The organism is Psychrobium sp. MM17-31 (assembly GCF_022347785.1).
Lineage (GTDB): Bacteria > Pseudomonadota > Gammaproteobacteria > Enterobacterales > Psychrobiaceae > Psychrobium.
On sequence record NZ_JAKRGA010000007.1, the window covers coordinates 26,040 to 49,713 of the forward strand.

Annotated in this window: 21 protein-coding genes; 8 read left to right on the forward strand and 13 right to left on the reverse strand. The window is 43.9% G+C overall.

Going from position 1 to position 23,674, the window contains the following annotated elements:
• Position 1 precedes the first annotated feature (1 nt).
• Positions 2-988: a tetratricopeptide repeat protein gene (locus MHM98_RS17490; protein WP_239440688.1), complete on the forward strand. Its 987-nt coding sequence runs from the start codon at positions 2-4 to the stop codon at positions 986-988.
• A gap of 53 nt (positions 989-1,041) precedes the next feature.
• Here the strand turns inward: MHM98_RS17490 and MHM98_RS17495 are convergent, their stop codons facing one another.
• Both MHM98_RS17495 and rsd read right to left on the reverse strand, forming a co-directional pair.
• A complete protein-coding gene (locus tag MHM98_RS17495; protein ID WP_239440689.1) occupies positions 1,042-1,554 on the reverse strand; it encodes a hypothetical protein in 513 nt (170 codons plus the stop codon).
• A gap of 40 nt (positions 1,555-1,594) precedes the next feature.
• A complete protein-coding gene (gene rsd, locus MHM98_RS17500; protein WP_239440690.1) occupies positions 1,595-2,068 on the reverse strand; it encodes a sigma D regulator in 474 nt (157 codons plus the stop codon).
• A 116-nt stretch (positions 2,069-2,184) separates the two neighbouring features.
• On the opposite strand from rsd, the gene nudC reads away from it, so the two are divergent.
• Positions 2,185-2,979: an NAD(+) diphosphatase gene (gene nudC / locus MHM98_RS17505; protein WP_239440691.1), complete on the forward strand. Its 795-nt coding sequence runs from the start codon at positions 2,185-2,187 to the stop codon at positions 2,977-2,979.
• Positions 2,980-2,991: 12 nt separating this feature from the next.
• Here nudC and MHM98_RS17510 read toward each other — a convergent pair whose 3' ends face one another.
• Positions 2,992-4,194 carry an ABC transporter substrate-binding protein gene (locus MHM98_RS17510; protein WP_239440692.1) on the reverse strand — a complete coding sequence of 401 codons (1,203 nt, stop codon included), beginning with the start codon at positions 4,192-4,194 and terminating at the stop codon, positions 2,992-2,994.
• Positions 4,195-4,397: 203 nt separating this feature from the next.
• Here MHM98_RS17510 and hemE point away from each other — a divergent pair, with 203 nt between their 5' ends.
• Positions 4,398-5,465, forward strand: a complete 1,068-nt coding sequence (gene hemE / locus MHM98_RS17515; protein WP_239440693.1) for a uroporphyrinogen decarboxylase — start codon at positions 4,398-4,400, stop codon at positions 5,463-5,465.
• A 160-nt stretch (positions 5,466-5,625) separates the two neighbouring features.
• Complete coding sequence (locus MHM98_RS17520) at positions 5,626-6,273, forward strand: glutathione S-transferase family protein (RefSeq protein WP_239440694.1); 648 nt, start codon at positions 5,626-5,628, stop codon at positions 6,271-6,273.
• Positions 6,274-6,307: 34 nt separating this feature from the next.
• On the opposite strand, the gene MHM98_RS17525 is transcribed toward MHM98_RS17520, so the two are convergent.
• From MHM98_RS17525 to purH, 3 genes are all read right to left on the reverse strand, one after another.
• Positions 6,308-9,100, reverse strand: coding sequence for an EAL domain-containing protein (locus MHM98_RS17525; protein ID WP_239440695.1), 2,793 nt, complete (start codon positions 9,098-9,100; stop codon positions 6,308-6,310).
• Between the two features lie 261 nt (positions 9,101-9,361).
• A complete protein-coding gene (gene purD / locus MHM98_RS17530; protein ID WP_239440696.1) occupies positions 9,362-10,642 on the reverse strand; it encodes a phosphoribosylamine--glycine ligase in 1,281 nt (426 codons plus the stop codon).
• 65 nt (positions 10,643-10,707) lie between these two features.
• Entirely contained in the window at positions 10,708-12,294 is a 1,587-nt protein-coding gene (gene purH, locus MHM98_RS17535) for a bifunctional phosphoribosylaminoimidazolecarboxamide formyltransferase/IMP cyclohydrolase (protein ID WP_239440697.1), read from the reverse strand.
• A 308-nt stretch (positions 12,295-12,602) separates the two neighbouring features.
• On the opposite strand from purH, the gene MHM98_RS17540 reads away from it, so the two are divergent.
• Positions 12,603-13,307, forward strand: coding sequence for a hypothetical protein (locus MHM98_RS17540; RefSeq protein ID WP_239440698.1), 705 nt, complete (start codon positions 12,603-12,605; stop codon positions 13,305-13,307).
• Positions 13,308-13,420: 113 nt separating this feature from the next.
• Here MHM98_RS17540 and MHM98_RS17545 read toward each other — a convergent pair whose 3' ends face one another.
• On the reverse strand, positions 13,421-15,238 hold the full coding sequence (locus MHM98_RS17545; RefSeq protein WP_239440699.1) for an alpha/beta hydrolase: 1,818 nt from the start codon (positions 15,236-15,238) through the stop codon (positions 13,421-13,423).
• 156 nt (positions 15,239-15,394) lie between these two features.
• On the opposite strand from MHM98_RS17545, the gene MHM98_RS17550 reads away from it, so the two are divergent.
• Complete coding sequence (locus MHM98_RS17550) at positions 15,395-17,398, forward strand: DUF5050 domain-containing protein (protein ID WP_239440700.1); 2,004 nt, start codon at positions 15,395-15,397, stop codon at positions 17,396-17,398.
• Here MHM98_RS17550 and MHM98_RS17555 read toward each other — a convergent pair.
• The 6 genes from MHM98_RS17555 to MHM98_RS17580 form a co-directional block, all read right to left on the reverse strand.
• On the reverse strand, positions 17,388-17,705 hold the full coding sequence (locus tag MHM98_RS17555; protein WP_239440701.1) for an AzlD domain-containing protein: 318 nt from the start codon (positions 17,703-17,705) through the stop codon (positions 17,388-17,390). The two genes, MHM98_RS17550 and MHM98_RS17555, sit on opposite strands and share 11 nt — an antisense overlap.
• Entirely contained in the window at positions 17,705-18,415 is a 711-nt protein-coding gene (locus MHM98_RS17560) for an AzlC family ABC transporter permease (RefSeq protein ID WP_239440702.1), read from the reverse strand. The genes MHM98_RS17555 and MHM98_RS17560 overlap by 1 nt, the downstream gene beginning before the upstream one ends.
• Positions 18,416-18,570: 155 nt before the next feature.
• Positions 18,571-18,879 carry a DNA-binding transcriptional regulator Fis gene (gene fis, locus MHM98_RS17565; RefSeq protein ID WP_239440703.1) on the reverse strand — a complete coding sequence of 103 codons (309 nt, stop codon included), beginning with the start codon at positions 18,877-18,879 and terminating at the stop codon, positions 18,571-18,573.
• A gap of 20 nt (positions 18,880-18,899) precedes the next feature.
• Positions 18,900-19,859 (reverse strand): tRNA dihydrouridine synthase DusB, encoded by a 960-nt coding sequence (gene dusB, locus MHM98_RS17570; protein WP_239440704.1) that lies wholly within the window; start codon positions 19,857-19,859, stop codon positions 18,900-18,902.
• Positions 19,860-20,182: 323 nt separating this feature from the next.
• On the reverse strand, positions 20,183-21,058 hold the full coding sequence (gene prmA / locus MHM98_RS17575) for a 50S ribosomal protein L11 methyltransferase (protein ID WP_239440705.1): 876 nt from the start codon (positions 21,056-21,058) through the stop codon (positions 20,183-20,185).
• Positions 21,059-21,116: 58 nt separating this feature from the next.
• On the reverse strand, positions 21,117-22,019 hold the full coding sequence (locus tag MHM98_RS17580) for a LysR family transcriptional regulator (RefSeq protein ID WP_239440706.1): 903 nt from the start codon (positions 22,017-22,019) through the stop codon (positions 21,117-21,119).
• 104 nt (positions 22,020-22,123) lie between these two features.
• On the opposite strand from MHM98_RS17580, the gene MHM98_RS17585 reads away from it, so the two are divergent.
• Together MHM98_RS17585 and MHM98_RS17590 are read left to right on the forward strand one after the other, a co-directional pair.
• A complete protein-coding gene (locus MHM98_RS17585) occupies positions 22,124-23,002 on the forward strand; it encodes an MBL fold metallo-hydrolase (RefSeq protein WP_239440707.1) in 879 nt (292 codons plus the stop codon).
• Positions 22,996-23,640: a DsbA family protein gene (locus tag MHM98_RS17590; protein ID WP_239440708.1), complete on the forward strand. Its 645-nt coding sequence runs from the start codon at positions 22,996-22,998 to the stop codon at positions 23,638-23,640. Before MHM98_RS17585 ends, MHM98_RS17590 begins: the two co-directional genes overlap by 7 nt.
• The last annotated feature ends 34 nt before the right edge of the window (positions 23,641-23,674 follow it).

Here is a 23,674-nt window from a genome sequence, read left to right on the forward strand (position 1 = left end):
CATGGCGGGATTTAAGAAGATTTTAATTGGCACGGGTTTGGTAATAACAAGCATTCATTCTGCTTGGGCCTCACAAACCAGCGTTGATGAAGCGTTAAAAGCAGGCAAGTTAGATGCTGCAGTTGCGGCTTATAAAAAACTTGATGGCATGGCGACAAAGTCGCTTGAAGGGCAGCTACTGTGGGCGCGTATTTTATTGGCGCAAAATGACACGGAAGAAGCCTTTGAGCTAATGGAGCCCTTGGTAGAGAAAAATCCCAACAATGCCGATCTACAATTTCGCTTTGGCCAAAGCGCGATGATTATGGCGCAAAAGGCGAGTATCTTTTCAAAAATGGGTTATGCCAAAGATGGCGTTAAAGCATGGGAAGCCGCGTTAAAACTCGATCCTAACCACAAAGATACCCTTAACGGCCTAATAGGTTTTCATCGTTTTGCACCGGGAATAGCGGGTGGCGATATCGATAAAGCGCTGGAACATGCTAAACACCTCAAAACTATTGACGGCGCGGCGGGCGTTGCAAGTTTAGTGGGCGTGTATCAGTCGATGGATAAAAAAGATCTCGCCCTAAAAGAGCTTAATCAGGGGATCAATGATTATCCGCAAAGCAGTCGTCTGTTGTTTATTCGCGCCATGAAACACATTGGTGATGAAGAGTGGAACCTTGCTCATAAAGACTTACTAGATGCCCTTGCAAGTGCACAAGATGAGATGGAAAAGAGCAATGCACTTTACCAACTCGGCAAAGTGGCTGTTAAATCAGGGGAAAACGTAAAGCAAGCTATCGAGCAGGTAAGCCAGTTAATGGCAATCGAAGGTCATCGCTACCAGCAATGGGGCAACATGCGCTTAGCCCAACTTTATTTCGCCGATGGCAATGTGACTAAAGCCAGCGCAACATTGAAGCTGGTGGATGACAGCGACGATGATGATTTGGAAGATGAAGTGAAGCGTTTTAAAAAGAAAATTAAGAAAGTGAGTAAATAACTTATTTCTTTGACTTGAAAGCCGCTGCTATAGCGGCTTTTTTATATCCAACATTACTCATAATGCCTTTCGTTCGGTATTGCCGCGACAACACATTCGGTAGTTTTCTTTAAATAATCTTCTTGTGAGATATACGTCCAATAAGCATCACCAAAGAGTTTAAACAAAAACCTATTATCGACAAATTTCGCATAGCGGGTTGTTATTTTGGTCACTGTTTCTTCATCAGTATAACTGGTGTGTTTACCAATGGATTTAAGCATCAGTAAAGAGGACTGGCACAACTTCGCTTCTTTAGGTTCGTCGCGGCTTTGCCAATCAATTTTTAGATCTGGCACAGTTAGCTGATAGGCAAAGCTGTAGCTAGAACCATAATCATGACCGCTCAAAATACCTTTGTTAGAGATATATTTATTAACATGCGTAACTTTGGCTGGAGTATTACCAATCTTGAACTCGGTTGCGGTGCTGTCATGTTCAACTTGCTGAGTGCAAGCAGTAACCAAAAGGCAGCCAAGCAAGGGCACAGGTAGGGCTAGATGATTATGGAAGTATTTTTTATTCATGAATAAAAAAAGCCGCTGAATGAGCGGCTCTATCGTGGAATTAAGAAACAGTCGAACTGTGTTTTTCGTGCAGATTAGATAAGAGTTGATCTTCTAACTCGAAGCGCTGTTCTAATCCTTCAATCAATGTTGATAGGTGGGCATCAAAGCGGTCGAATGTGTGTTCGTTTTCGGCGTACTTGTCAGTAAACTCAAGTGCCATTTCAGTGGAGACACTAATTTGAGGAATTAACTCATCGATGTGTAGAATGCTACTCTCACCGTGCACTTCACAGGCGGAAACCACTTCGCGATAGACTTCGAAATGTCCTGTTGATACATAGTCTACTAATCGGGTGCAAAACTCGCTGATGTCTTCATCCTTGGGCAGCTGGTGGGCGTTTTCCTCATACGGAGGAATGCCGGCAATTTGGCAGTAGGTAACAATTAGCTCTTGGCGCTTGGTGAGCCAAGTATCAATTAAAAGATTAGAACCGCCCCATTGTTGACGTGCTTGTTTTACTTTTTCTAACATGAAACGTCTCCTGTGTGATTTCCTTAAGTATTAAAGTTAAGATATGCAGCTTGTGAAAGCAATCATTATCCGCGCATTTTTTATGTTGTGTTGAATCGAGTTATCAAAAGAGAACTATGAAAAAAATTAAACGTTTAAATCCGTCGCGACCAGCCTTGTGGTTCTTTTGTTTTCAGGAGACGTTTTGGGTATTAGACAGCGGTCAATTGCCGCGTCAAACCTTGGAGTCACTTGCTCTCGATTTTGATCAATCGGCGCCCAAATTCTTAATGGGTTATCACCAATCTCTGCCGTGCATCTTAGTGGATTTACAACATCAAACTATTGATTTACCGCAAGGACAGTGGCTTGGACTGCGAGAATTAATGTTGGATGCTAGCGAAGAGCTCGCCTTAATGGCAGGACGAGCATGGCAAGTGGCTAATTTTGTACGCACTCATCAGTTTTGCGGCCAATGTGGGAACCGCATGTTGTCTATTAATTGGGAAGTGGCTGCGCAATGCCGCGATTGTGGCCATCGCGCCTATCCGCGGATTTCGCCGGCGGTGATTATGGCGGTGGTTAAAGATGACAAGGTTTTGCTAGCGAAAAACAAACGCAATCGCGGTCAGGTTTATTCGGTATTGGCTGGATTTGTCGAAGTGGGAGAAACGCTAGAGCAAACAGTTGTGCGCGAGGTTAAAGAAGAAACCAATATTACGGTGAAAAACGTGCGTTATTTTGGCTCTCAGCCGTGGCCATTTCCTCATAATATGATGATCGGTTACATCGCCGATTATGACAGTGGTGAGATAAAAATCGACGAGCACGAGCTAATGGCCGCCGATTGGTTTAGCAAAGATGAGTTACCGGAAATCCCCGGCACTCATACTATTGCAAGGCAATTGATTGACGCTGTACTGAATCGATAAGGCGATTAGTCCTCAGTCGATTAAGCGAATTAGTCCATCTTCGGCAAAGTAGCCCATCGCATAATCTTCTATTCGCAGTGCTTCATGAGCCTGAGGTGAGTCAGTGGTGTATACAGAAAAGGGTTGGCGATATGTTTTGATTAAACCATGCACAGGAGCTGTAAGGTTTTCTAAGGCTGAATGAATACATTGTTTATCATTTTTTCGATCGCCAGTGATATAACATTGATTCACTGCTTGTAGAAATAGTTTTGTTAAGTCATAAGCGTGTATAAAGCCAGTTTGTGATGGAATATCACTAATGTTCTTAATCTCGGGATTTGCTTGTTGAATACGGGTCATCAATGATTTTACCCGCTGCTTGTGTTGTGGTTGATACATTGAGAATTTAGTTTGGATAAAAGTAAGATCAAGCTTCTTACGTTGACTATGTGGCACCTGATTCGTGAAATTTCCGCCTGTAATGCCCCAATGGCTGCGAATTGGAAGGCGCTGAGTTGGTGGCAAATTTGCCATGGCTTTAGCTATCGTAACTCCTTCGGGAGTGTTTGCCACAAGAAATATAGAGTCGTGCCCATTACTTTTTATTTTCTTAAGAATGCGAGTCGCTTGAGGTAAGGTCAGGTTCAAATTAAACCATGATGTTTGTGGTTTTATGTTGTACTTAGACAGCGCAGCAGTCATCGTTTTTTGATTCGAACGTCCCCACAATGTCCGCTCTAGTAATAAATGTGGCTTCTTAAACCCTTCATTTGTAGATGAATCACTAATAAAAGTCCCCGCGTTTGTATCATCAATTGAAAGACGAAATATCCAGTTATCACTTGTTTCAGGCCGTGTGATTGGGCCGGCAGCCGCCCAAGGATCCAAGGTAAGTATTTTAGACTGATTTATGAGGTGTTTTGCTTTTAATACTGGTACCGAATGTAGGCCAGTAAATACTGCTAGGACAGAAGGTGTTTTATTATACTCCAGCATATTCAGGTGGCTAAGGCGAGCGACTCCTTTGTGGTCTTTGTGCTCAACTTCAAAGCTAATATTCTGTCGTAAGTTCGCATCTACTAATGCTGTTTTAATTCCTTGACTTATCGCTTGGCTGGATTGTGGCGTATTTGAAAAATCTGCATCTACATAAAGCTTGTAATTTATATTATTAGCTACTGCCTGATTACTTAAATAAATAAAACCACACAACAAACTAACAACTTTTAACATGCTTTCATCCTTTATTTGCACAGATTAATGGTTAAGTTAATTATTTTGATTAAATTATTATTAAACTACCATGTTCCTTTTGTAGAATAAATATCAGATTGTTTTCATTGCTGTTGAGCACAAATCATTTGATCTAGGTTAGTTTTTTAGCCTAAGTCGGTGATACAATAGCGCGCAATTTTATTATCGAAGGGCTAGTGTTAATGGCTGAGTTAAAGAATGATCGTTATTTACGTGCGTTGTTAAAGCAACCGGTTGATCAAACTCCAGTATGGATGATGCGTCAAGCAGGGCGCTATTTACCAGAATATCGCGAATTACGTGCGAAGGCTGGTGATTTTATGTCGCTGTGTCGCGATGCTGATTTCGCGTGTGAAGTAACACTGCAACCATTGCGTCGTTATGACTTAGATGCGGCAATTCTATTCTCAGATATTTTAACTATTCCTGATGCGATGGGCTTAGGCTTGCGTTTTGAAACAGGTGAAGGTCCGGTATTTGACCGTCCTATCACGTGTTTACGCGACGTAGAAAAGATCGGTATTCCTGATCCAGAAGACGAGCTAGGTTATGTAATGAATGCTGTTCGCACTATCCGCAAAGGCTTAAATGGCGATGTTCCATTAATCGGTTTTTCTGGTAGCCCGTGGACACTAGCGACTTACATGGTTGAAGGCGGCACGTCTAAAGCGTTTACTAAGATCAAGAAGATGGCGTTTGCTGAGCCACAAACATTGCACTTGCTATTAGACAAGTTAGCTGATTCAGTAATCTCATACCTAAACGCGCAAGTTGCAGCAGGTGCGCAATCACTAATGATTTTCGACACGTGGGGCGGTATCTTATCACCACGCGACTACCGTGAATTCTCATTGCGTTACATGGCAAAAATCGTTGATGGTTTGACTCGTGAAAACGAAGGCCGTCGCGTTCCTGTGACACTGTTTACTAAAAATGGCGGTCAGTGGATTGAAGAAATCGCTGCAACAGGCTGTGATGCTGTAGGTTTAGATTGGACTATCGATATCAGCGACGCTAAAGCGCGCGTTGGCGATAAAGTTGCACTACAAGGCAATATGGATCCATCAATGCTTTACGCTTCTCCAGAGCGTATTCAACAAGAAGTTCAGCACATTCTCGAGCAATACGGTCACGATAATACTGGTCACGTATTCAACCTAGGCCACGGTATTCACTTAGATGTGCCACCAGAGAATGCTGGTACCTTTATTAAAGCAGTGAACGAGTTATCGCGTCCGTTCCACAAGTAATTAAGTAAATATAGTGACCCTAAACTAATTGGTCATTGATTTGTCATAAAAGCCGTTTATCTTTGATAAACGGCTTTTTTACGTTCAGGACGAACCGTATGCCGCGAAACCATGGATGGTTGGGAGCGGCGACGAATTGTTAAAAGGGGAAAGACTTTTTATGAAACTGGTTATTGGCAATAAAAATTATTCGACCTGGTCGATGCGACCTTGGCTATTAATGACCCACTTTAATGTTAATTTTACCGAGCAATTGGAATCATTAACGCCTGATGGGCTATCTGAGCGTTTGGCGCAGTATTCCGACAGTAAAAAAGTGCCAGTACTGGTAAATAAAGAGCTTAATGTGTGGGACTCATTAGCGATTTGTGAATACGTTAATGAAACCTGTCTCGCAGGGCGTGGTTGGCCAAAAGATCCGGCACAGCGAGCTGTTGCTCGCAGTGTTAGCGCACAAATGCACAGTGGCTTTGGTGCTATTCGTAATGAGATGCCAATGAATATTCGCGCTAAGCGTCGCGTTGAGTTGTCGCCTGAGGCCAAATCCGAAATCAATCAAATGCAACTGCTATGGCATCGCTTATTACAAAATAGCGGCGGGCCGTGGTTGTTCGGTGACTTTTCAATTGCCGATTGTATGTATATTCCGGTGATAATGCGGTTTGAAACTTATGGCATTTCATTGCTGCCTTCTAATGCTCAGTATCGCGATACTGTAATGAATAATGAAGCTGTTAAACAGTGGGTTGAAGCAGCGTTATTAGAAACAGAAATCGTGGAAGTTGATGAGGCAGGGGAAGAGCGCTAAGCGCTCTTCTACAAAGTATTAAGAGTAGCAGTTATTAATGATTTTGAGGCGCGGAGTGCTCGTGTAAGAAGCGACGCGCTTCGTCTTTAGTTAAGGGTTTACTAAAGTAATAGCCTTGAATTAATTCGGTGCCGTTTTGCTTGAAGAAGTCGAGCTGCGCTTCGGTTTCTACCCCTTCTGCAACAACTTTTAAATTGAGGCTGTGAGCCATTGATACTATCGCTTTAGCAATGGCGCTGCTATTTGGATTGTGTTCGATATCCCGCACGAAAGACTGATCCACTTTTAACACATCTACTGGCAATTTCTGCAAGTAACTCAACGATGAATATCCAGTGCCAAAATCGTCGATAGACAGTGTAAAACCGAGGTTTTTTATGACATCGAGCATTAGGGTCATTTTCTCAGGATCGTCCATTACAATGCTTTCGGTAAGTTCTAACTCGATGAAATGGGATGCTATATCGAATTCATTTATTAACTTAGCAAGCTCTAACGGATAATCAGAGAGTTGGAATTCTCGTGCTGACACGTTAACCGCCATATGAACATTGGTATAGCCCATAGAATGCCAGTGAATGAGTTGATTAGTCGCCGTGCGGAAGATGTATTGTCCCAATTCGCGGATGATTCCCACTTCTTCTGCCACCGGAATAAATTCATCCGGAGAGACTAGCCCCATGGTTGGATGGTGCCAACGTACCAAGGCTTCAAAACCGTAAACAGCTTCGGTGTCAGCCTGTATTTTGGGCTGATAAAGTACTTCTATTTCTTTGCGCTTGATAGCTTCGCGCAGTTCCACTTCTACAAGGTTGCGGCGCTCAGCTAGTTCATTCATTGAGCTGCTAAAGAAATGGAAGTTGTTACGGCCATTGGTTTTAGCGTAATACATTGCCGTATCGGCATTTTTAAGCAAGGTGTCGACATCGGTGCCGTCGCTTGGATAAATGGCAATACCGATGCTGGTACCGATATTGGTCAACTGATCTTGGAGTTTGAAGTCGCGCTGAAAATCTTGCTGGATTTTGGTGGCGATAGTTTGCACCTGACTAACATCATTAATGTTATCTAAAATGATGGTGAATTCATCACCAGATAAGCGAGACACAATGTCGGTTTGGCGAACATGGCTTTGCAAGCGTTTGGCTGCTTGAATCAGTAGCTCATCACCAGCATCGTGGCCTAAGGTATCGTTAACTAATTTAAATTTATCGAGATCGATAAATAGAATTGCCAAGGTTTGTTCGTGGCGCTGTGCGTTATTAATGGCATTGGCAAATGAGTTTTGGAACATGGCGCGATTGGCGAGCTTGGTCAGTGGATCGTAGTTGGCCATAAAGAACAGCTCGTCTTGCGTTTTTTTACGCTGGGTAATATCAGAAAACACGGCGACGACATAGTTGTAATCTTGCTCGTCAGAAGGCTTAACAGTATTGAGCGCTAGTTCTAGCACGTATTGAAAACCGTCTTTACGATGATCGGAGACTTCTCCTTGCCAGTGCCCACAGGTTTTTAGTTGCTCTTCGATGTGCTCTTTGCTCATCAGTTGGCTCAGCACTGGCAGTGGCTTGCCTTTCATCTCAAGCGCTGAATATTGGGTGATATCGGTAAAGGCCATATTCACCGCCACCACATTTAGGTGTGCATCTAAAATAGCGATAGCGTCGCTGGTGTTATCAAATACAGAAGCGTAGAGCCTAACTTGGGCTTGGGTTTCACGCTGTTTGGTGATGTCGAGCAGCGTGCCTGTTAAGCGCTGCGGTACTTGATTATCATTCCAGCGCGAAATCTCGCCTGTCAGGCGTAGCCAAACCCAGTCAACGTCGGCGCTGGCGCGAAACTCAATGTTAAAGTGTTTTTGATTATTATTAATAAACGAGTTGCTGTATTCCTTAAAGCGGGCTCTGTCTGCGGGATGTATTTTTTCGATGAGTTGACGCGGACTTAGCAACACATCTTCATCGCCCATCGCCAGTACAGCAGTACTGTGTTTATCGAGGAATATTTTTTGGGTGTTTAAATCGAGATCCCACAAACCTTCGCCTGCGCCTTTAAGAGCTAATGACAAGCGCTCTTTACTCTCATTAAGTGCATTTTGTGCACCTGAAATTGCACCAAGCATGCCGTTGATACTGCTTACTAGGGTATCAATTTCACGAATTTCACTGGTGGGAGCGCGTTTGCTGTAGTCTTTATCGCGACTAATCTGACGGGAAAAGTTGGCCAGTTTGTAAACGGGTTTAGTAAAGGATTTTACGATGTTAGATGACAAGACTGCACTTATTAGAATCGCTAGTAACAGCAAAGCGCCGCCGATATAAATAAACTCAAACTGACGCATATGCAGCTCGTCAGTATCGGCAACAACATGTAAATAGCCAATCACAAAGTCGTTGACGACAATGTCTTTAAATATTTCTATTGCCGCATCATTAATGATCACTGCTGGCTGTTTGTTATCGCCTAAGTTGCTGATATCCCAATTGTTAACATAGGTGGCGATTTCATTGTGGTCGTTGTCTGATAAGCGGGCATAACGAATATTGGGATGGTATTTTAACGACTCTAACACCGTAATTGCCATTTGATGATTGTCTTCGGCGAGCGCTATACCGGCGTTGTTAGAAACTGCCTGACTGATGGCGTCTATATCGTTGATGTAATCGGTTCTATGGGTGGTTTTGTCGTAAAAAACAAAACCAGCAAAGGTCAGTAGTAAAATGATAATACTGGTTAAAATCAGGGAAATGGTAAGTTTTCCACGCAGTGAACGCTTGGGCTGTGATTTCTCTTGTTGTTGACCCGAGTCGTTAGGGTGAGGTACCAAATCGAATTCCTTTATCCGTGCTGCTCTGTTAGTTGCATGGCTATCTATGACTCATATTCGATGAGCCTCGATTGCGGTGTTGGTATTGGGTAAATCAGGACAACTAACTATTCAAAATCTAACCTAATTTATACACGTTCTGTAGTGCATTCTCAATAGGTCATTGAGCTGGTTTGGGTGGTTTTTACTGTCGAAATCAATAGCTTTAGTGAGGGGATAAAAAGCGCTTAACACAGAGATGTATTAAGCGCCTATTGGAACCTATGCCTCTCGCTCAATCGCGCGGTGGGCGATATCGGTGCGATAGAAAACATCTTTCCATTCAATAGCTTTAGTTAGCTCATAAGCACTTTGTTGTGCTTCGGTTACGCTATTACCTAATGCTGTTGCACACAATACGCGGCCACCAGCAGTAACCACATTACCGTCAACCATCTTAGTACCAGCGTGGAATACCTTAGCGTTGTCGGTTGCATCGCTAATGCCAGTGATTACATCGCCTTTGTTGTAGCTAGCTGGATAGCCACCAGCTGCAAGGACAACACCTACCGCAGCGCGCTCGTCAAATTTTGCTTCAACTTGATCTAAGCGCTTGTCGAATGACGCTTGTACTAGTTCAACTAAATCAGACTGGAGGCGCATCATAATAGGTTGCGTTTCTGGATCGCCAAAGCGGCAGTTGTATTCAATGACCTTAGGTGTGCCATCGCTCATGATCATCAGGCCAGCGTAGAGAAAACCTGTGTAGGTATTGCCTTCGGCTTTCATACCATTAACCGTTGGGTAGATGACTTGCTCCATAATGCGATCGTGCAGTTCTGGTGTCACTACAGGCGCAGGAGAGTATGCACCCATGCCGCCAGTGTTAGGGCCCGTATCACCATTACCAACGCGCTTGTGATCTTGGCTAGTTGCCATAGGTAGCACATTGTTGCCATCAACCATCACGATAAACGACGCTTCTTCGCCATCGAGGAATTCTTCGATAACTACGCGGCTGCCTGCTTCACCAAAAGCATTGCCCGCGAGCATATCTTTGATAGCCTCTTCTGCTTCTTCTAATGTCATGGCAACGATAACGCCTTTACCAGCCGCTAAACCGTCGGCTTTAATCACGATAGGCGCACCTTTTTCACGCACATAAGCAATGGCTGGATCGATTTCAGTAAAGTTTTGATACCACGCCGTTGGAATGTCATGACGGGCTAAGAAGTCTTTAGTGAAGGCTTTAGAGCCTTCAAGTTGTGCTGCGCCTTCACGTGGACCGAAACAGTTTAAGCCTGCTTTTTCGAAAGCATCAACTACACCAATAACTAGCGGCGCTTCTGGACCAACAATGGTCATTTCAACGTTGTTGTCTTTGGCAAACGCAATAAGCTTGTCGATATCACAGACATCGATATCAACGTTAGTGATCTTATCTTCTAACGCACTACCTGCGTTACCCGGAGCCACAAAAACCTGTGTTGCTTTATTAGATTGTGCCGCTTTCCACGCCAATGCGTGCTCACGGCCGCCACTACCAATAACTAAAATATTCATAAAGTTACCTAAATTTAAATTCTTTCTAATGCTATTAAATGTTGGGTTTGTAACCAAACATTAATCTAGTGGCGGAAATGACGCATGCCGGTAAATATCATCGTCATGCCATGCTCATCAGCCGCTTCAATAATCTCTTCATCGCGAATCGAACCACCTGGCTGAATCACACAAGTGATGCCAGCAGCAGCTGCTGCGTCGATACCGTCGCGGAATGGGAAGAATGCATCTGATGCCATTACGCTACCCGGTACTGTTAAGCCTTCGTCTTCTGCCTTGATGCCTGCGATTTTAGCTGAGTAAACGCGGCTCATTTGGCCAGCGCCAACACCAACTGTCATGCCGTCTTTGGCGTAAACGATAGCGTTTGATTTAACGAACTTAGCTACTTTCCAACAGAACATTAAGTCTTTTAATTCTTGCTCGCTTGGTTGACGTTTTGAAACAACTTTTAAGTCGCTTTCGGTCACCATGCCAAGATCTTTGTCTTGTACTAACATGCCTCCGTTAACGCGCTTGTAGTCAAGGCCAGCGTCTTTAGTGCTGAACTCACCACAGGCGAGTAAGCGAACGTTTTTCTTCGCCGCGACAATGGCCACTGCTTCATCGCTAACGGTAGGTGCGATAATCACTTCAACAAATTGACGATCAACGATTGCTTGCGCTGTTTTAGCATCTAGCTCGCGGTTAAAGGCGATGATACCGCCAAATGCTGATGTCGGGTCAGTCTTAAACGCGCGATCGTAAGCACCTAGGATGTCGTCGCCAATAGCAACGCCACATGGGTTAGCGTGCTTAACGATAACACAGGCTGGTTCGCTAAATTCTTTAACACACTCTAGTGCAGCGTCTGTGTCAGCGATGTTGTTAAACGATAGCGCTTTACCTTGTAGCTGCTTAGCGGTCGATACTGATGCTTCAGTCGGATTGGCTTCAACGTAGAAAGCAGCTTGTTGGTGGCTGTTTTCACCGTAGCGTAAATCTTGTTGCTTGATTAATTGCGTGTTGAAAGTGCGTGCGAATTTAGAATCTTCGCTGCTTGCTTCACGGTGTGATGGCACCATAGTACCGAAGTAGTTCGCAATCATGCCATCGTATGCCGCAGTGTGCTCGAATGCAGCGATAGCTAAGTCAAAGCGCGTCTCGTAAGTTGTTGCACCGTCATTTTCGTTCATTTCCGCAATGACGCGATCGTAATCGCTAGCGTTAACGATGATAGTAGTGTCTTTGTGGTTCTTCGCCGTTGAACGAACCATAGTTGGGCCGCCGATATCGATGTTTTCGATAGCGTCTTCTAATGTGCAGCCTTCTTTGGCAACAGTATCAGCAAATGGGTAAAGGTTAACAACAACCATGTCGATAGGGTTGATGTTATTGGCTTCCATAACTGCTTCGTCAGTACCGCGACGTGCCAAGATGCCGCCGTGAACTTTAGGGTGTAGCGTTTTAACACGGCCGTCCATGATTTCTGGATGACCTGTGTAGTCAGATACTTCGATGGTGGTGATTCCGTTTGCTTCCAGCAATTTGGCCGTACCGCCGGTAGAAAGAATTTCTACGCCACGATCGCTAAGCGATTTAGCGAATTCGACGATACCAGTTTTATCTGAAACGCTCAGTAATGCGCGTTTGATAGGTCTTGATGCTGACATTAGGATGAAGCCTCGTTGAGTAAGTTGATTAAAAGTTTTTATCATTCAGTATCTTATGTAGAAGATGCTAATCATAAAAGCTCTATCTGATGACACTTTGTGAGTCACCTCAAAAATTCGGCGCTCATTTTACAAGAAAACGTGATCTATTTGGCAAAAAAATTCGTGTTTTCGTCAATTAAAGTGGATTTCTAGGCTAACAGCTTATTTTTGAGAGTTTTTGCGAATGATTGCATATCAAAATCTCATGCTTTATGTTGGTGAATTCGGGAGCGAATTTAATACTGCGGTCAAAAAGGGACTGAATCATGAAAAGTGTTGAGCAATACATTCTAAAATTACCTACTGGTGTATTGAGTTTAATCGCAGTGCTATTAGCTAGCTATAGTCCCCCATTGATTCTGGTGGTGATTGCGGTTTGTTTAGTATTTGCCGACATCGTACTTGGTTATATCAAGCAGCAAGCAATGAACTCGCTCTTAGCTAAGAACCATCATCTTCAAAAACAGGTAGTTCAACTGACAAAAGACAAGAAAAAAGCCGAAGAACTTGCCAATTCGGTGCCGCAGTTTGGCCGTAAAGTGTTTCCATTGTGGTCACAGCACATTCAAGATTGCATTGATTTATCTACCCGCGAGATCAATCGAGTTTGTCAGTATTTCACTAACACCATCGAACATTTAAAAGCTGGAGGGCAGCTGTCGCACGGTCAGTTGATGGAAGGGGAATTCGAGCTTATTTCAAATCAAATTGTCCATAACGCCGAACAAGGGATTGAATCTATTCAATTTCAAGATCGAGTTTCGCAAATCATGTCGCACATGAGCGCCTCGATGACTGAGCTTAGCTTTAAGTGTGAAAGTCATTATCCCATCGATATCGATGAGTTCTTACATATTAACTCGGCGACTTATACCACCGAAGATGAGCGAATGGCGTATCAACAGCTCACGGGAAAAGCGGCTATCGCATCGAGCAAATTAGAAGACAGCGATGAGGTGACGTTGTTTTAGCTCCTTACCTTTGCATCTTTGTTTTGAGACAGCACTTTATTTTTGAAACAGTAAGTTAGCAAAAAGGCGCCACAAGTTGCCTTGTGACGCAAAAGGGACACGGAACTTATTGGCTATTTTAGTAGGTGGGTTATCGCCTCGATAATTACCTCTGGATGTTGGAATGTCACCATGTGGCTGCTATTTTCCAAGGGAATGTACTGACCATGAGTACGTTTAGCTATCATCTGGCTCCACTGAGTTCCTTCTTGATGCCATTTAGTCAGGCCTTCCACGTATTCTGGCTCAGCGTTTTCGATTTCTTTGAGTTCAAAATCGGTGTCGATGATGGTGATAGGCACAGCGTCCGTGATTTCAAACTCAGATACAGTGTTTAGATCGTCGTGGTAATTTATAACCTCTCTTGCACGGATTATTTGTTTATCGATTGAAGCGCGACTTTGACTGATGGCATCGTAGTAACTCCAATCAACATCATTTGTGTATTTATCACTTACCAAGGCTTGATGTTCTGTGCGCTCTGCTTCGAGTTTTCCCAACGTTCGCTCAGTCCATTTTCCAGCCTCTATGTGCGGAATAAGGTGCTCTTCAACTTGTCGGAACCAAGAAACAGGATAATCTTGATAGTGGGCGATTGAGTGAGGTAACAGTACATCAGGGTCGATCCAAACCATGCCTTTTACTGCTGTTGTAGATGTATCGGGTAAGTTGTACCACGCCTGTGATAACAGATTGCTACTGGCGTAACTCACCATAATAATTTCTTGCTCGCCAAGATGCTTGAGGGTCTGCTCTAGCAGTGGGGCAAAAGAGGTATAAGATGGTTTGTCGCTCAGGCTACTAAATCCATTGCCTAAGCGCTCAATAACATGAACGCGGTGGGTTTTGGCGATTAGCGGTTGCAACAAGGCAAACCAGGCGCTGTCGGCGTGATAATTCTTGTTAAAGCCTGAGAGTAGAATTACCGCCGGCCCCTGATGGTTAAGCCCCATACTGCGCACGTGAACTTCTTTACTACCTTCATCTGTATCTACTCGATAAAGACTCGATTGCGCATCCATTGCTTTGCTACTGACAGAGTCAAAAAATGCAATCACTTCCTTTGTGGTGTTGTAGTCGACAAACGACCAGCTGTGTTGACCATCTTCAATCGCCACAAGTTTATTGATGTGCTCGTCATTTTGATAAACACGCTGCTCCATTTTATCCGTGCTAGTTAGCTCAGCTTCGGTTTCAATATTGTTTTGCTTGGCGATAAGGTCGATAGCTTGTTCGCTACTAATAAGCGCGAAGTTGCCATTGGGTTGGCCTTGATAAGGAAGCACTGTGTCTTTTTTACCCTGAACGATAAGGTAGTTAGTATCGTTTTCAATCTGGCAGCTTTCAGATAGCTGCTTAGACATTGGCGCAGCGATAGTTGCGATGGCCTTAAATTGCAACTGGCTATTACACATGAGGTTTTGTGCAAAGAGTCCACCTTGGGAGAAGCCAACCGCGTAGAGTTCATCTTCGAGAATGTTGTAATCTTCTTTGATGTCTTTGACGATATTTTCAATATATCCGAGATCATCGACGCCCAATCGATGTGGCTTGTTGCAGTTACAACCTTCGTTCCATTCTTCTACTTTTGATTGAGGATAGACAACTAAATAGTTGTTTGCTTCACTCTCCAAAATGGCCATTTCTTGCATGCTAATGGCTCCTTGCATTGAACCATGCAAAGCGAGTAGTAGTTTATAAGATTTGTTGGGGTTCAATCCCGCTTCGGATTTTGCAATGTAATATTTTCTATCTTGAATAGCGACTGATTCAAGGTTTGGCGGTAAGGTTGCGTTGCTAGAGGTGCTTGAAGTTTTCACCGAGCCATTGCATCCTGAAATAAGCCAAGAAGTGGCGAGCAGGGCGCTTAATAAGTAGGTATGTCGACGCATAATCTCTCTCTTTTTGTTGATAGTTGTTGTTAGTTATTGTGGTGATACTCATAGCATCACGAGAGAGTATTAGGTGACATAGTTTGAGCTTATGTTTTTATTATGTTTGTGTTATGTTTTTAAAAGTTTAATAAATTCAATGGAATACGTATTATTATGAGCTGTGTTATTGCAGGTGTTATCTTTGATTCTACACAGCGTTTTTTGAAAAAGGACGATGAAACTCGTCATCTTGAGCCTAAAGTTTTTGCCTTGTTATCAACGTTAATTGAGGCAGAAGGACAAATCGTCACCCGTGAACAGTTGATTGTTGATGTTTGGAATAATCGAGTGGTGGGGGAAAGTGCCATTAATCGAACTGTGTCTTTGTTGCGAGGACATTTTTCAGCATTGACAGATCGAGATGTTGTGGAAACGGTGCCGACTCAAGGTTATCGATTGGTGGCATCAGTTGAAGCATTGCAACCTCAATCTGACGTAGTTATTGACGCTGCTAGTTCAAAACGGCCTGCCAATTGGATTTTTGCATTGGCTTTAATCTTAATCGCAGTAATTATTGGCGGTGTATTTGCTGTTAAACAATATTCGCCACGCACTGAAATCCCTCAATTGACGCTAAAACACGGCCCTTTGATCGGGCTTAAAGGCTGGGAATACAAAATTTCGACAAGTCTGGATGGCGCATTTTTATTATTTCATCATCTCGATGCTGAACATCGGCAACGGGTGTATTTGTATAATACGCGCTCCCACACTAAACAGATTATTCTAGAAAACGCTTTGGCTGCACTTTCACCGGATGGCCAACAGGTTGTGTACGCGAAAGATAGTAAGCAGTGTGAAATCTACGTGATGGATTTAGCTACGCGGGAATCTAAAACCATTGCATCTTGCAGCGAATTGCCAAGTACATTGGTTTGGGGCGGTAACAATACGATTTATTTCAACAAGCGATTTAGTAAATCTCATCCCTATCAAGTTTATAACTATCAGCTTGATACCTCACGTTTGCAGCAAATTACCAACCCAACGAGTGATAACAATACCCGTGGCGACTTTAAGGTGGCGGCGCAACTTGATAGTGATTTGATTGCTGTACTGCGTTATGTAAGTGAAGAAGAAACAGAGCTATTGGTCTTTAAACAACAGCAATTACTAAAACGTCGTAGTTTTGCCAAGCGCCTTAAGCATCTCGCTTGGATACCAAATTCTGAAAAACTGATGGTGGCGAATGATCATGCGCTTTTTCAAGTCGATAATGAGTTACAACTACTTAAAGAGTTAACCACCAATATTAACTCCCTTGCTATCTATCAGGGGGCTAACCAGAATCATCTTTTGCTTAGCTCGGCGCTAGTAAATAGCGAAATCGTTAAGTTTGACATTGACTCCAAGCAGCAAAGAGTGTGGCAAGAAAGTGGGCAAATTGAGCTTCTTCCTCGTGTACAAAAAGATAGAAAGCTAGTGTTGTCTACACGCTTTAATAACCATCAATGGTGGCAAGTATCAGAACAACAGGCTCAGCTTTTAGACATAAATTTGCCTTTCAATTTACAGTTCGTGCGTTATGAGCTCTCGTCAGACGGTAAGTACTTAGTCTTTAGTAAACAAGGTTCGATTTACGAAATAGATCTGGATTCTAAACAGCTACACAAATTATTTGCGTCGCCGCAATCGAGCTATGTCGTTAACTATGATGTTAGCAGTGATGAAAGAAGTGTTATTTATAGCAGTAATCATACGGGACAGTGGCAACTTTGGCGCTTTGACCGAACTAGACAAGATCACACTCAGCTTACCGAACAAGGTGGTTATAGTGGCTGGATTTGGCAAGAATATCTTTACTATTCCAAATTCGCCGTTGATGGCTTGTGGCGTAAACGGCTTGATGGCAAAGGCAGTAATGAAGAGTTAATAATTAAGGATTTTGATCGTATTAACTGGCTCAACTGGCGTATTGTCGGTGATAACCTGTACTTTTATCGGCCTAAATCGGGAATTTGGCGCAGCAATTTAAATTCTGGTACGGAAGAGATGATGATGGCAACAACTGCGGAATTCGTCCATCAATACACAATATCGCCTGATCAAAAAAGTATCTATTGGGTGAAGCGCTTACCGATCCAAGGAGACATTTACGAATATATGCTTAGCCAATAAACCACTTGTAACTGAAGAAGCACGCCATGCTGACAACAATGGTTAGCAAGGTGTTTTTCTTCCACAGACCAATAATCACCGCAATCAAACCGCCGACAAAATAGGGATTATTAAGCGATATATCTAGCTCACCAGTTGGCATCACAACACTGGGCACCCAGATCGCAGTGAGCACACAAGGCGCGCTAAACTTTAATGCACGCTCTAGTTTGGTTGGTAGCGCGATGTTGTTTGCCTTAGCATAAAGCGCATAGCGAATACTAAAAGTGACCAATGCCATTAAGGCGATTAACAGCCAAATATTCATTAGTTCGCCTCCTGTACTCGGCGAGAATCAAGCAGATATCCGACTGCCATACCGCTGATTGATGCGATGACTAAGCCGAGTTTATGAGGCAGTGAATAAGTAACAACAGCTACAATGGCACTGGTTAGTACTCCCGCGACCATTGGCTTGTTGACCAAATGCGGCATCACCATACCAATAAAAGTCGCCGACATAGCGAAATCTAAGCCCCAATTACCAATTCCTTCGACATTGGCACCAAAGAAAATACCTACGACGGTCGCGATATTCCAGCTGACAAAAAATGACACGCCAACACCGAGGTAATGCCAATGATTATTATCGGCTTGAGGGTTTTGTAAATAGCGCGGATAGGTGGCGGCAAATACTTCGTCGACCAATAGGAAACCTAAAGGAATACGCCATTTCTGTGGTAAATGCTTAACGTGAGGCAACATGCTAGCAGCGTATATGAGATGGCGCAGGTTGATAATAATAGTCGCACCGACGATAAAGCCCATTGATGTACCTGCGGCGAGCATTCCCACTGCCACAAATTGCGCCGAACCAGCAAAGACAATACTCGACATGCCTATAGTCTGCCAAATATCAAAACCCGCATTCATCGCTAGCGTTCCGAAAATTACGCCAAAGGGCAGACCGCCTAATACCAAGGGAATCGAATCGATAACACCACGGTTGAATTGTTGGGAATTAGAATAAGATTGCATTGAAAATGTTATATTATCAGTCAATTAGCTTACTGAGCATACTAATATGAAATGATGGTCGAACCTAGTAGTTATAAGTTGTATTTTATAACGCTAAAGAAAAAGCCCATTTAGCAAAACTAAATGGGCTTTTTGTTGCAATGGCTAAGCAGTGCTTAGTTCATGCCGTATTTCTTTAATTTCTTACGTAAAGTACCACGGTTGATACCTAGTAAGTTAGCTGCGCGAGTTTGGTTACCGCGAGTAAATTGCATAGTTAGGTCTAATAGTGGACGTTCCATTTCACATAAAACCATTTCGTAAACTTCAGTTGGTTCTTCGCCGTCTAATTGAGCAAAAAAGTTGCTAACTGCACGCTTTACTGAGTCACGTAATAATTGTGGACGTACTGTACCGTTGGCTAGTTGGATTGGTTCAACTGTTAATGGATTGTCAGTGGTAGCGTTGTTGTGTTGATCAAACATGTGAAATTTGCTCTTCTTAATTAAATATTATCTGTAAAAATGCGATTTAACACTGCCAATTGTTCGTCGGCAGTTTCTATCTTAAATAGCTCTTGGCGTAACTCGTTACGCTGCTCCTTGAGATACCAACCTATGTGTTTGCGAGCTATACGAACGCCTTGATAGTCGCCGTAAAACTCGTGCAACGCGCGCACATGGTTGAGTAATGTCTCACTCACTTCAGTAGCAGCTACTGGGGCGAGTTTCTCTCCCGTTGTTAGGTAATGATTGATCTCCCGGAATATCCAAGGGTTACCTTGGGCACCACGACCAACCATAACGGCGTCAGCACCGGTGTAATCTAATACTTCACGGGCCTTCTCCGGTGTTGTTATGTCACCATTGGCAACCACAGGAATCGAAATCGCCTGCTTGATGGCTTTAATGGTGTCGTATTCGGCAAAACCCTTGTACATACACTTACGGGTTCTACCGTGTACGGCGAGTGACTGAATGCCGGCATCTTGTGCCAGCTTCGCAATGTCTACGCCATTGCGGTTTTCAGGATCCCAACCAGTACGAATTTTTAGTGTCACTGGAACTTCAACAGCGTTTACCACGGCATCGAGAATACTTTCCACAACGTCGGGATATTGTAATAACGCGCTACCAGCGAGTTTCTTGTTCACCTTTTTGGCGGGACAACCCATATTGATATCGATTATCTGCGCACCTTGCTCAACATTAAATTGAGCGGCGGCTGCCATCTCGCTGGGATCGCTACCTGCAATTTGCACGCTGCGGATACCTGCTTCGTCGGTGTGAGTCATGCGATGCGTTGATTTGCTGCTGGCCCAAACCTTAGGGTTCGAAGAACACATTTCCGAGACGGTCATTCCGGCGCCGAGTTTAAAACACAGCTCGCGAAATGGTTTATCAGTAATACCGGCCATCGGGGCTAAAATGATTGGATTGGCTAATTGGTACTGACCAATCTTCATACGATATTTACCTCTATTTCGTCAGGGGAGCGTATATTACTCATTTTTTATCAGATTGCAAAGCTCAATATTTAATCAAAATTCAATTAAAAAACTTGACTGTAGAAAAATGTGATTTATGACAGTTTTGGAAGTGTGAATTTCACTAAAAATCGCCTTGTCATGCTTTTTTAGCGCTTTATTGAGTGAAATTTGTCACGGTTTTGTTGAGAGATTGTTCTATAAAAATGACAAATAAAAATATATATGTGGTTAAAAAACAACAACTGGTAAAAATGCGATAAAAGAATTGTCCTTTATCGCATGAGGTTTGTTTAGGTTGATTAGCGCTTAATCCCGTTCAAACGGATCCACTCGTCTTGTTCGGTGGCTGGTTCCATCTCGAACCATTGGCCGTAAACTTCGCGTAGTTTTTCCGCTTGTGATGGTAATAAGCCAGATAATGCTAATGGGCCGCCGCTTTTTACTAAGCCTTGCATCAGTGGAGCAAGTTCTTCTAATGGACCGGCTAAGATATTGGCGACTAATACGTCTCCCACTAAATCTTGTGGTTGATCTTGTGGTAGGTACAGTTCGATTTTGTCTTCGACGCCATTGCGCTTAGCGTTTTCTTTACTGGCTTGAATTGCTTGTGGGTCGATATCGACACCAACAACGCGGGCAGCGCCAAGTTTTAATGCGGCAATGGCTAAAATGCCTGAGCCACAGCCGAAATCAACTACGGTCTTGCCTGTTAAATCTTGGCTGTCTAACCACTGTAAACACAGCGCCGTCGTTGGGTGAGTACCAGTACCGAACGCCAGCCCTGGATCTAGCATGACATTCACGGCATCAGGATCTGGAGCTTCGCGCCAGCTTGGGCAAATCCATAGGCGCTTGCCAAATTGCATCGGGTGGAATTGATCCATCCATTCACGCACCCAGTCTTTATCTTCTAGTGGCTCTAGCTTGTATCTAAAGTCGTTGCCGAACTGATCGTTAAGGTAGGCCATCACTTGTACCATGTCGGTTTCGCCTTCATATAAAGCAACAACGTCAGTTTCGCCCCATAACAATGTTTCACCTGGCATTGGCTCGAATACAGGGTTGTCTTTGGCATCGATAAAAGTCACTGATACCGCGCCGCTGTCTGATAATACATCGCCAAGGGCCTCAGCGTTTTTATCAGTTGCGTTAATTTTTAGTTGGATCCAAGGCATAGCTCATACCATTATTAGAAAATTTGCGGCGATTATAACCCATTGCACCAATACTTACCTATGATTTGGCGACATCCCACGGATGTTGCTCAAAGTATTGCACTAAAAAGTCGATAAGCGCACGCACTGTTGGCGACAAAAACTTACGCGATGAGTAAAGGGCATAGATCTTCATATCTTGCAGTTGCCATTCTGGAAGTATGGCTTCTAACTCGCCTTGAGCAATGTATTGATTGGCCATATAAGTAGGTTGCATCGAAATACCCGCACCGCAAATAGTTGCCTGTAATAATGCTGTCGCTTCGTTTGCAGTTAAACGACAGCTCACTTCGGCCGAAGCGTGTGTATCTCCTTGCTGAAAATGCCACACGGGATTGCCAAAGTTGTTATAGCCTAGGCAGTGATGCTGACTTAAATCGCTTGGGTGATGGATAATTGGTGCATTTGTGAGATAGTCAGGGCTGGCAACTAACACGGAACGACACAGTGCAATGGGCTTACCGATGAGCGCAGGATCGGGATTAGTGGCGATGCGAATGGCTAAATCGATGCGGCTTTTCACTAAATCGACCGCTTGATCGCCCAAATCGATATCGACACTTACCTTGGGATGCTGCTGCATAAATTGGTGAATAGCTTTCATTAACTGGGCGTGTGCAAATGACATGCTGGTGGATAGGCGGATACTGCCAGATAGTTCATTACTGGGATTAATATCGGCGACAAATTGCTGCGCTTGCTCTAGCCACGGCTCAATATCCGCTAAGCACTGCTCGCCAGCGCTGGTCAGACTGACTTTGCGAGTGGTTCGATGTAGTAATCGCGCGTCGAACCATTGCTCTATCGCTTCAATATAGCGAGTCACCATCGAGCGTGACATCGAGAGTCTGTCAGCTGTGGCGGTAAAACTTCCTGAACGTGCGATATCTACAAATACTTGAGCTGCCGTCACTCTATCCATTCTATTTGTCCGAAATAAGAAATAATGATGCTTATTATTGTGGATATATCTGCGCAGATCAATTTTCTATTATGGGGAGGATTAAAAATACCGAGGACAAAACAATGAAGAAATTTGCACTACTTGCAGCACTATTATCTGTTACTAGCGCCATGAGCAGCGCTAGCTCTGCCGCCGAACAAGCGCCGTTAAATGTAAAGGTTTACAACGCCAACGAAGCTAGCTTCCATGTTAACTCGACGCTAGTTTATGGCGATAAAGAAGCTGTTGTTATCGACGCAGGCTTTACTAAAGCAGACGCGCTGCGCATCGCGGCGAATGTGCTAGATAGCGGCAAGCAACTAACGACCATCTTCGTGAGCCAAGCGGATCCTGATTATTACTTTGGTGTTACTGAGCTTAAGGAAATTTTCCCAAATGCGAAGGTAATAGCGACGCCTGAAGTCTTAAAGGTGATTAAGAAGAAGATGGCACACAAGATTGCTTTCTGGGGCCCTAAGATGGGAGCGAATGCACCAGATTCGCTGACATTGCCAGAAGCTTATCAGCAAGATTACTTCACCGTTGATGGCAAGCGTATCGAAGTTAAAGGCACTACTGGCCCACTCGCGCATCGTCCGTATTTATGGATCCCGTCTGTAAAAGCTGTGGTTGGTAACGTTGGTATCTACGGCGAGTTGCACGCGTGGACGGCCGATGTGCAAGATACAAAGCAATGGCAATTATGGCTTGAACAATTAGATCAAATGGCGGCGCTAAACCCACAAATTGTTGTACCAGGACACATGAAGCCAGAATTACCATTAACGGCGCAAAGCATTGAGTTTACCAAGAATTACTTACAGCGATTCGCTAAAGAAAAACAAAGCGCGAAAAATGCGAAGGAACTAGCGGATGCGATGAACAAAGCTTTCCCGCAAGCGATATTTCCATTGGCATTAGGCATTGGCTCTAAAGTTCACATGGGAGAAATGAAATGGTAAAGGTACATTACTTTTACGATCCAATGTGCGGCTGGTGCTACGGCGCCACCCCATTAGTGGAAGTGTTAGCGACGCATCCTGATATCGAACTGACGATGCACGCTGGTGGCATGATTGAGCGCCGAGCCATGAGTGAGTCATTTAAAGCCATGGCACAGGAGCACGATGCCAAGATAGCGGCGATGACAGGGCAGGTGTTCTCAGAAGCTTATAATGCTCGCCTACGCAATGAGTCAGAAATCACGCTAGATTCTTACGTAACTGCGCACGCCATTACGAATATGCAGCAGCGTTACGGGCAGGGAATTGCGATGCTTAAAGCGGTGCAACAGGCGCATTTTTATCTCGGGCTAGATGTCAGTCAGCCGCAGGTGTTAGCGCAAGTAGCGCAGCAGTTGGTGCAAGAAAGTGATGAAAGCAGCTTATTTGATGCAAGTGTCGACATCAAGCAGCATATCGCGCAATCACACGGCTTGATGAATCAGTGGCAGGTGCAAGGATTTCCAACCTTTATTATCGAATATCGAGGCAAGTTACAGCGCCTAGCGCATACTCGTTATTACAACAATGCTAGTGCGTGGCAAGCGCATCTCGACCAAGTGATTAACCAATTAAAGGAGCAAGCAATCGATGCGTAAATTATTAGCCGTTGTTGATGCCATGAAATAAATA

Coding starts and splice junctions, on each gene's coding strand:
- MHM98_RS17490 (WP_239440688.1), top strand. CDS start 2: ATGGCGGGATTTAAGAAGATTTTAATTGGCACGGGTTTGGTAATAACA.
- MHM98_RS17495 (WP_239440689.1), bottom strand. CDS start 1,554: ATGAATAAAAAATACTTCCATAATCATCTAGCCCTACCTGTGCCCTTG.
- rsd (WP_239440690.1), bottom strand. CDS start 2,068: ATGTTAGAAAAAGTAAAACAAGCACGTCAACAATGGGGCGGTTCTAAT.
- nudC (WP_239440691.1), top strand. CDS start 2,185: ATGAAAAAAATTAAACGTTTAAATCCGTCGCGACCAGCCTTGTGGTTC.
- MHM98_RS17510 (WP_239440692.1), bottom strand. CDS start 4,194: ATGTTAAAAGTTGTTAGTTTGTTGTGTGGTTTTATTTATTTAAGTAAT.
- hemE (WP_239440693.1), top strand. CDS start 4,398: ATGGCTGAGTTAAAGAATGATCGTTATTTACGTGCGTTGTTAAAGCAA.
- MHM98_RS17520 (WP_239440694.1), top strand. CDS start 5,626: ATGAAACTGGTTATTGGCAATAAAAATTATTCGACCTGGTCGATGCGA.
- purD (WP_239440696.1), bottom strand. CDS start 10,642: ATGAATATTTTAGTTATTGGTAGTGGCGGCCGTGAGCACGCATTGGCG.
- purH (WP_239440697.1), bottom strand. CDS start 12,294: ATGTCAGCATCAAGACCTATCAAACGCGCATTACTGAGCGTTTCAGAT.
- MHM98_RS17540 (WP_239440698.1), top strand. CDS start 12,603: ATGAAAAGTGTTGAGCAATACATTCTAAAATTACCTACTGGTGTATTG.
- MHM98_RS17545 (WP_239440699.1), bottom strand. CDS start 15,238: ATGCGTCGACATACCTACTTATTAAGCGCCCTGCTCGCCACTTCTTGG.
- MHM98_RS17550 (WP_239440700.1), top strand. CDS start 15,395: ATGAGCTGTGTTATTGCAGGTGTTATCTTTGATTCTACACAGCGTTTT.
- MHM98_RS17555 (WP_239440701.1), bottom strand. CDS start 17,705: ATGAATATTTGGCTGTTAATCGCCTTAATGGCATTGGTCACTTTTAGT.
- MHM98_RS17560 (WP_239440702.1), bottom strand. CDS start 18,415: ATGCAATCTTATTCTAATTCCCAACAATTCAACCGTGGTGTTATCGAT.
- fis (WP_239440703.1), bottom strand. CDS start 18,879: ATGTTTGATCAACACAACAACGCTACCACTGACAATCCATTAACAGTT.
- dusB (WP_239440704.1), bottom strand. CDS start 19,859: ATGAAGATTGGTCAGTACCAATTAGCCAATCCAATCATTTTAGCCCCG.
- prmA (WP_239440705.1), bottom strand. CDS start 21,058: ATGCCTTGGATCCAACTAAAAATTAACGCAACTGATAAAAACGCTGAG.
- MHM98_RS17580 (WP_239440706.1), bottom strand. CDS start 22,019: ATGGATAGAGTGACGGCAGCTCAAGTATTTGTAGATATCGCACGTTCA.
- MHM98_RS17585 (WP_239440707.1), top strand. CDS start 22,124: ATGAAGAAATTTGCACTACTTGCAGCACTATTATCTGTTACTAGCGCC.
- MHM98_RS17590 (WP_239440708.1), top strand. CDS start 22,996: ATGGTAAAGGTACATTACTTTTACGATCCAATGTGCGGCTGGTGCTAC.